At 59.3% G+C, this 7,792-nt stretch carries 8 protein-coding genes; 5 read left to right on the top strand and 3 right to left on the bottom strand.

The window, feature by feature from the left end:
* On the top strand, nucleotides 1–321 hold a 321-nt coding region (locus M3461_16525), incomplete at its 5' end, for a hypothetical protein (protein MDQ3775832.1).
* 659 nt (nucleotides 322–980) lie between these two features.
* Here M3461_16525 and M3461_16520 read toward each other — a convergent pair.
* A complete protein-coding gene (locus tag M3461_16520; protein ID MDQ3775831.1) occupies nucleotides 981–1,424 on the bottom strand; it encodes a hypothetical protein in 444 nt (147 codons plus the stop codon).
* 287 nt (nucleotides 1,425–1,711) lie between these two features.
* Between M3461_16520 and M3461_16515 the strand changes: the two genes are divergently transcribed.
* A complete protein-coding gene (locus M3461_16515) occupies nucleotides 1,712–3,199 on the top strand; it encodes a hypothetical protein (protein MDQ3775830.1) in 1,488 nt (495 codons plus the stop codon).
* 564 nt (nucleotides 3,200–3,763) lie between these two features.
* Entirely contained in the window at nucleotides 3,764–4,846 is a 1,083-nt protein-coding gene (locus tag M3461_16510; protein MDQ3775829.1) for an HEXXH motif-containing putative peptide modification protein, read from the top strand.
* 131 nt (nucleotides 4,847–4,977) lie between these two features.
* On the opposite strand, the gene M3461_16505 is transcribed toward M3461_16510, so the two are convergent.
* Complete coding sequence (locus tag M3461_16505) at nucleotides 4,978–5,949, bottom strand: tyrosine-type recombinase/integrase (protein MDQ3775828.1); 972 nt, start codon at nucleotides 5,947–5,949, stop codon at nucleotides 4,978–4,980.
* Between the two features lie 488 nt (nucleotides 5,950–6,437).
* Between M3461_16505 and M3461_16500 the strand changes: the two genes are divergently transcribed.
* Nucleotides 6,438–6,980: a hypothetical protein gene (locus M3461_16500; GenBank protein ID MDQ3775827.1), complete on the top strand. Its 543-nt coding sequence runs from the start codon at nucleotides 6,438–6,440 to the stop codon at nucleotides 6,978–6,980.
* Here M3461_16500 and M3461_16495 read toward each other — a convergent pair.
* Nucleotides 6,902–7,330: a hypothetical protein gene (locus M3461_16495; GenBank protein MDQ3775826.1), complete on the bottom strand. Its 429-nt coding sequence runs from the start codon at nucleotides 7,328–7,330 to the stop codon at nucleotides 6,902–6,904. The two genes, M3461_16500 and M3461_16495, sit on opposite strands and share 79 nt — an antisense overlap.
* A 216-nt stretch (nucleotides 7,331–7,546) precedes the next feature.
* On the opposite strand from M3461_16495, the gene M3461_16490 reads away from it, so the two are divergent.
* Nucleotides 7,547–7,792, top strand: a 246-nt coding sequence (locus M3461_16490) for a hypothetical protein (GenBank protein ID MDQ3775825.1), incomplete at its 3' end; no start/stop codon positions are given.

Raw genomic sequence — 7,792 nt, 5'->3', positions numbered from 1 at the left:
CGCCAATCCCGGTTTTCACGGGGAGGCGATCTCCCTGTGCCTGGCTTTCCCAGCGCGCCGGTCAACACACCCAGCGCTGCAGAGGTTCACGCTGACGCGCCCCATCCCTCGGCACCAGCCCGCCTGGACTGGGCCCGGTTGCTCAAGCGGGTGTTCGATATCGATATCGAGCAGTGTCCGCAGTGCGGTGGCACCTTGACGATCCTCGCTGCCATCGAAGATCCCTCCGTCATCGCCAAGATCCTAACCCATCTCGGCTTGCCCGCCCGGGCACCGCCCCGAGCGCCCGCGCGGTCATTCGACCGACTGCAAAGGGCCTGATCCCAGGCCGCGACCCCCTCCCAGCCGGTTCAACTCCCCGAGCCGACAGCCTCCTTTGGCCGGCACTCGCGCGCGAGGCCAAAACGCCCCCGGAGCCGGGCGCCCTCGGACGGCTGAAGGGCCGAAACATCCCGCATCCTGGACCGACGGTTCGCGTCCTTGACAACCCGCGGGTACATCCGTCCTCTTCCGCTTGCCGAAAAAGGGGGTGCCCGCGTTAGAACGCCCTGCTATAAGGCTGGCATATCCTTATATCCTATGGATATGGGTCAAACTGAGACACTACCATCTTCCGCGCCGTCTTGACAGTGAGTGCCCACTTTCGGTAGAATTAATTTTCCACAAAAGCGAGAGGAGACATCACAATGGCTGACCCAACCCAGAGCGCTCCGAAGGGGAAGGAGCAGGGAATAGAACAGACGCAACTTAGGCCCGAGGATCTCGAGGCTCTGCGCATCGAGGCGGCGCGACCGATAAAGTGCGGTGGTACCTACACCCAGTGTCAAAAAAGCTACTCCTCGCAGATTGTTGCGGCCGAGCAGTAGTCCCACCCTGATGTTGATGGTGCTCGCGTGATGGAGGACTCGGTCCAGAATGGCCGGTATCCATCACGCGGTCACCGAAGACGTCCTCCCAGCCGCCGAAGTTCTGGTTACTGGTCAGGATCGTCGGCTCACGCTCATGGCTAATGATTCTATGGTTTTCGTCAAGCGTGGGAGGTGAAGGATCCGCGTCTTGGCCAGCACTGTAGCCAATTCGATATTGAAACCACTGAGGTCCTTGAAGCTTTGTCGCAGAGTTGATCGCACAGCTTGGGTCCGGCGTTTGAGCAGCTGATCGATACGCGACTGCTCAATAGTAGGCGGTTGATACGGGAGCAATTGTATGTGCTCGTGGGCGATATAACGGGCGATCAATTGCGTGCCAATGCGGTCCGTCTTGGCGCGTTTGCCGACGCCGAGCTCTTGGCCGACGCTGGCTACTTCAGTGAGGCAAAGGGCCACCTGTGTCGAGGCGCACATCAGCCCGCTGGGCGTGAGTCGCATCACCTGCCTTGGCAAGAGCACTTTGGTGAACCACCACCGCTCTGCGAGCCGCTGCATGGGCTCGAGGTCGTGCGTAGCGATCCTCACCAGCAACCGCGCCCTAGAATGGGCTCGCGATCGTCGCTCCTAAAACTCTACGGCCCTCTAGCGTTGCCGCCGGGCACCCCGCGGAAAACAGACGTTAACCCGAAAAGCACTGCTTCGAGCAGTGCATGCAAGCGACACGGAGTCAAGAAATAGACCTCTTTGCGGATCTCGAACGTCGTCTGGCATCTGATCGTCCCTTCGGGGATTATCATTATATTAATGACCGGACGTACGTACACTATGATCGCCGGCTAGAGATGCTTGGCGAATACGTGCCGACAGCCCGCACGGCGCTGGCTGCTTTGCGCACAGCCACCGCAGAGAGTCGCTACCACGTTGTGGGAGACCCGGCTGTGCGAAGCACGATCAATTCCGCGTTGGCACATTATAAGCTGGGTGGTCCCGAATTCCCCATGGAAGAAACAGAGGCACTCTTGAGCATTGCTACGCGTCATCTTTCCGAGAATAGCTGCGTGGCCCCGCTGGCGGTTGGAGCGCCAACCGCCAAGCGACTGGGAGACCTATCGTATTACGCCTGGGTATGGTGTGATGAACGGGACGAAGACCTTCCCGCGCAGACCTTCCGACGACTGTTCTATAAACAGGAGGTTGGGCGGTCTGCGCTCTGGACGCCCAACGACGATGCCCACAAAATGCTAGCGAATGGGACACGGCTGCTCACGGAGTTGCTTCCGGAGCTCGCACGCAGCGCTCTCAATCATGTGCATCTAGTAGTTCTATTGCATATCGCCGACCGCACACTCTGGAATGACGACAGATACCGTCTTCCATTCGACTCTTTTTCGACCGGCATTATACCGGGAACCATCTTTTTGTCAAGGGCCGCACTGAAAGATGTCTGGCATGTGGCTGAATACTTATTACACGAGGCACTCCATCAGAAGCACCACGATTTAGAGCACACACATTCAATGCTTCGTCGGGGGTACAGCGCTGCGGATTCTCCGAGAACTCGCGCACTGTGGAATAGATGCCATTCGTATAGCTCCAATGAATGGCCCGTGTGCCGAGCCGTCGCCGCTTTCCATGTATACGTTCACCTGGCGCTCTTCTTCAAAGGGCTCGACTGCCGCGCGCCTGAACTGGAGGGACGTTATGGCAGTCTCAACGGCTTCAATCCAGCTCTTGCCGCCCGCCGAGCGGTAGATCGCGCGCACTACTTAGGACAAAGAATCAAGGAGGTTGATTACGAACTCGGATTCGCCGGCCAGCGCTTTGTCGATTGGCTGCTTGAAGCGCTCGCCGCGCTGGGTCCGCATCCGGAGGCCAGTGATCCCATCATCCACTTGCTTGACTTGTATGATGCAGAACTCGAGGAGATTAAGATGTTAATAGCAAGCTCGAGTCGCGCCACGAAAGGCACCCATTCGCTCCAAGTTACCGACAATCGGAAACAGACTGCACGCGATACCGCGCTGGACCTGATCCGAACGGAACTTACCATGGCCCATGAAGTGTCCTCGCTTCTTGGCTCAGCGCCTCCTCAGCAATGCCCCAATGGCGACGCGTACTATTCAATGGTAAAAACCCTGAGCCAGCGAACGGATGTGGAGTTGGCATCGATCTTCGAGGCAGCCAGAACATACGTCTATAGCTCACTGCGAATGCTAAGTCCGGGCATTCTAAGCTCGCCGTGCCAATCGGAACCAGCCAAATCCATCGGCCACCTTCTGCAGGAGACGATCGACTATTCCGGCAATTATCTTACTGTGTTTTCTTATTAAACCCGGCCATGCCTTTTCTAGCTGGAGCCTAAGCTGATGAGGAGCCGTTCCGATCGTAATGTGCTTACGCGTATCGAGCATAGCCTCGCATGTCATCGTCCGTTCGGCAACTATCGCTACTTAAATGAGCGCATGTGGTTACATTATGACCGACGGCTAGAGATGCTCGCCGAGTACGTTCCCATAGCTGGCGCCACGCTGGCTGCTTTACGTAGAGCCAGCGTGCACAGCCGTTACCGGGTTCTGGGGGATTCAATGGTGCGCAGCACTATTGACGGAGCACTAGGATATTTCAAGCTGCACGGGCCCGATGTGCCCATTGAGGAGACCAAAGCGGTCTTGACGATTGCTGCCCAACATCTCTTGGAGGACCGCCTGCTTGGGCCACTTGCGGCTGGAGCGCCACACGCGATGCGCTTGGGAAGAGCGTTGTACCACGCATGGGTGTGGTGTGATGAGCGAAAGGAGGATACTCCCGCACAGAGTTTCCGGCGCCTATTTAATGTGCACCTTACGAGCAGCGCCCAGCTGAGGCTCAGAACCCCAGACGAGGATGGGCAACGGATGCTCGTGAAGGGCACACGACTTCTTGGTGAGCTGCTTCCGAAGCTTGCACGCAGCGCGCTTAATCATCTTCATCTTGTTGCCGTCGTGACAAGCCCGCTCCAGGTTACATCCGTCACAAACCCCTCCATTCCGGGAGCAGCCTTCTTTTCTCCGCTTGTGCTTAAACACCCGTGGAGGGCAGCAGAATTCCTGCTGCATGAGGCACTGCACCTTAAGTTCATTGATCTCGAGCACACTCATTCAATGCTTCGCCGGGGGTACGCCGCCGAGGGATCGCCGCGGATTCGGGCGGTTTGGAACAGATCGCAGCCAGATGGCTCGAATGAGTGGCCGGCTAACCGAGTCCTGACCGTGCTTCACGTTTATACCTCCTTGGCGCTTTTTTTCAGGGCTGTAGAGCTCCGTGTACAAGAAATAGGGGAACGTTACGGCTCATTGTATGACCTCAATCCAGGTGTCGCCGCGTGCCGGGCTTTGGACCGCGCATATTACTTGGCGCTGAACGTCAAGGACGTCCGCCAGGAGCTGGGGCTCGCCGGTGAGCGCTTTGCGGATTGGCTTTTGGGGCTACTGGAAGCTCTCGATCCACGAACGCGGTCCGCTCACTTGAATGCCCACTTGCTACTGGATCTTTATGAGAGAGAAACCGAGCAGATTACAAGAGTGATTGCCGGCGCCAGCCTGTTAGAGCTGCGGAGTAAGGCGAAGTACTCCAACTTCGCGGGCGCTTCGCTGCAGCAGGTCATCGGAGATCTGGTCCAGAGTGAAGTTGCGAGCACGGATCGCCTCCTGTCTGATATAGGTGGAGGCATCTCACCGTTCGCAGGGACCGATGACGAGTGTCAAGTGTTGTCAACAGCTATGGGTAACGCCACACCCGCCGAAATCGCTGCGAAGTTCTGCTCCGTGCGTTCTCTCATTTCCCTGAGCTTGAGAAAAGCCGTCGCAAAAGCTCATGAGCCAGTCCTTCAAGCAGAATACCTCATACGCATCGAGCAGCATGTTGGAGCGATGGTGGAGCATTCTGCCACGCATATCAAAGCACTGAACGAAAGGGGTCGTCATAGGGATCCGGACTAATGGCTGTGTTCCAACGATGAAAAAGCATCACTCTTGCCTTCACCGAACAAGGTATTGCGAGGTGATGCAGGCCAACGACAGGTGGGCGGGCAAGAGGCAGCGAAAGTCGTGGCGTTTCTGGAAGAGCATCCTCAATACTTCACCTTAAACGTCGGGCTATCCTCCGGCTGCGTCTTCCTTCTGTCATAGAGCCGCGTGGTGGCGATGTTGGCATGCCCGAGCCACTCCTGCACCTTGGCGATATCGGCCTCATGGTCGAGCGCATTGGTCGCGGCCGTGGCCCGCAGTGAGTGCGCGCCAAAGCCCTCAATGTTCACCCCCACGCGCGTCGCGTAGTGCTTCACCATCTTGTAGATCCCGTCCGCGGTCACCGCTCCCTCCATCGTTCCACCCGTGTTGTTCTTCACCGGCCGGAAGAGCGCCGCGGCCGTCTCACCCCCATGCCCCGCGGCCTCAAGGTAGTCGGTTACGAGCTCCGTCGTCCCGGGATGCAAGGGCAGGTAGCGCACCTTGCCGCCTTTGCCATGCACCCGCAGGTGCAGCACCCCGCGCCGCGGGTGGATGTCCCGAACTTTTAGCGTGCACAGCTCCTCGCGCCGCAGTCCGTGGTAGAGCAGCACCGAGAGGATGGCGCGATCGCGTCTACCCTTGAGCGTCTCGGACCCCGGTGCATCAAGTAGCGCCCGCGCCTGTCCGTCGCCCAAGGCCGGCGTCTTGCCCTCGTAGCTCTCCACCTTGGGGCGCTTCACCCCCTTCACCGGGTTGTGGGTCACCGCATTCGCATCACAGAGGTGCTCAAAGAGCGAGGAGAGCGCCGCGAGCTTGCGCCGGATGGTGGTCCCGCTCAACTCCCGCCCCTCCAAGTCCTTCCGCCAAGCGAGCACGTGCGCGCGGGTGACGGTGCGAAACTCTTCGGGTCGCCCAATCCCCACGAATCCCATGAACTCGTGTATGTCGATCCGGTAGGCGCGCCGCGTCCTCGGGTTATCGATATTCGCAAACCACTCGGCCTCGAGAGGCACCGCCGCCAACCCCTGGAACTCCAGAGCCGTCAACGCGCGCCGCCCAGCCCCCGGGGCGAGCCCACCGCCCACCACCATCATCCCTTGACCCTTCCCCTCGTTCATGGCCCCCTCCGTGCCGGCGATCGGCGGCGGTTGACCCCCCGCGTCCCTTGTTGTCTTCTTCACCCGTTTTTTGTCTCGTCTCATCCCCCTATGTTACTATTGATAACATATTGGACATCCCGCTCGGTTGCATAAGAGGCCAAAGACGATCTGCAACCGGGATTACATGGACGTAATGCTTCTGGGAGGTACAGGATGAACTTGTCCTTCTTCCCGTCCCGGGAATGACCCAATTGCCCCAGATCATGCTGATTCCTGAGGTACTCATTTGGATCCCGCTGCCGCGGCCGTCGAAGAAGCGCACCAAACACTCGATTGAACCGATCCGGATGGAGACCCAGAGAATATGCAGATGGTGGAGCACCTGAACCATAAACCGAGGCGCAACACGCCGCAAGGCAACGCAGTCAATGCGACGCATGGCGAGGCCTCACTACCACGAACCACGTTACCAAGGAGCGACCATGAAACTCTTAATCTGGGGCCTAAGCCTCGCAGCATCGCTGTTCCTCGCCACGAATGCTTCCGCCGAAGCAGTGAGTGGTTTCGCGCATGGATACGCGTATCGAACCTACAATTCACCGGGAGTGCCGCTGCTCGACTCGTTCTATTTCCGCTACTCGGACACCGACCACCACGTTACTTCGCTCGCCGCGAGACCGCAGTCGAACGGCCAGATCATGCTGGCGCTGGCGGACAAGAACAACGACGACGAGTACTACTACTCTGCCGAGCACAAGCGTAGGTCAGGCACCGGAATCATCACCGGAAGCTTCGTCGATTTCTGCACGGGGAACTGCCTCTACCCGCTCGCCTCACCGGGGGCTGGCTATGTATTCGCCTTGCGTGGTTTTCGCTTCTACTTCCGCGACGACGATCACCACGTCGATCAGATCGGCATCGTGCGTGAGAGCAACGGAGTCCGGACTTACTTCAACGACAAAAACGACGACGACCCTCGTGAGGGGAGGGCTTCTAGCGTAGCCTTGATCACCGGCAACAGGTAGGCCTCGGAGAGCCGCTCGCAAGTGGCCACGATCTCCCACTTCACGCAGTCCACGGCGTTGATGTGGGAGATCCCTTCGTCCTTTATCGCCCTGGTGGATGCGCAGGTAGCCGGGGCGCCCGGTTGAGCGCGGCGCTCCCCGATCGCGATGCCGGTGGGGCGCGTCTTGGCCCACTGTTGGCGGCGCGCCCGGTAGCCGGTGGCGGCCCGCAGGTTGTGGAGATGTGCCATCGAGATGAACACGGCCGCGCAGTGGGGGTGTCCCCGAAGACCAGCGCGCTGCATCACGTGCTGGGTGGCGGGCCCCGAGAGCGTGTCGTGCAGGGCGTCGGTCTCGGCCAGGAGCACCACATTGGCGACCGTGCACTGGCGGGCAAAGCCCCGTGCCGTGAGCAGAGGCCCGCATTGAAGAAAAGCCGTCCCGCTCTGATGCTCGTCGCCATGATGGTGGCACTTGCCTGCGTGCCCGCATCTGAGAGTGCATATCGAGCGCAGGTACCGGAAAATGCCGCCCCGGCAGCAAGTGAAGGGGAGACATGCTGTCGATTTCGGTATCGGGAAGGCCGAATGGACATCTGGGTACAGGACAGCTCGCTGAGGCGAGTAATGGAAGAGGTCGCGTATAGGACCGGACTGCATGTGGTATTGAGCGACCCGCTATCGTCGATTGGCCAGTCCGGGTCAGGGCCAGGCTCCGGCCCCACCGTCGTATCGATCGAGGGGGTCCCGACGGCCCTCAGCATCTGCGAGGACATCTGGGTCGACGGCACGGCGGCCCAGGCGCGCGCTGCTGGGGCGCGGCTCATCGTCAAC

The sequence above is a fragment of the Pseudomonadota bacterium genome, assembly GCA_030860485.1.
In the GTDB taxonomy this organism is placed as follows: Bacteria; Pseudomonadota; Gammaproteobacteria; order JACCXJ01; family JACCXJ01; genus JACCXJ01.
The sequence above is the reverse complement of the archived record's forward strand: the minus strand, read 5'-3'. Positions and strand labels throughout refer to the sequence as shown.

Excerpts from the sequence above, each read along its gene's own strand:
- M3461_16520 (MDQ3775831.1), bottom strand. The coding sequence starts at position 1,424 with ATGCAGCGGCTCGCAGAGCGGTGGTGGTTCACCAAAGTGCTCTTGCCA.
- M3461_16510 (MDQ3775829.1), top strand. The coding sequence starts at position 3,764 with ATGCTCGTGAAGGGCACACGACTTCTTGGTGAGCTGCTTCCGAAGCTT.
- M3461_16515 (MDQ3775830.1), top strand. The coding sequence starts at position 1,712 with ATGCTTGGCGAATACGTGCCGACAGCCCGCACGGCGCTGGCTGCTTTG.
- M3461_16505 (MDQ3775828.1), bottom strand. The coding sequence starts at position 5,949 with ATGATGGTGGTGGGCGGTGGGCTCGCCCCGGGGGCTGGGCGGCGCGCG.
- M3461_16500 (MDQ3775827.1), top strand. The coding sequence starts at position 6,438 with ATGAAACTCTTAATCTGGGGCCTAAGCCTCGCAGCATCGCTGTTCCTC.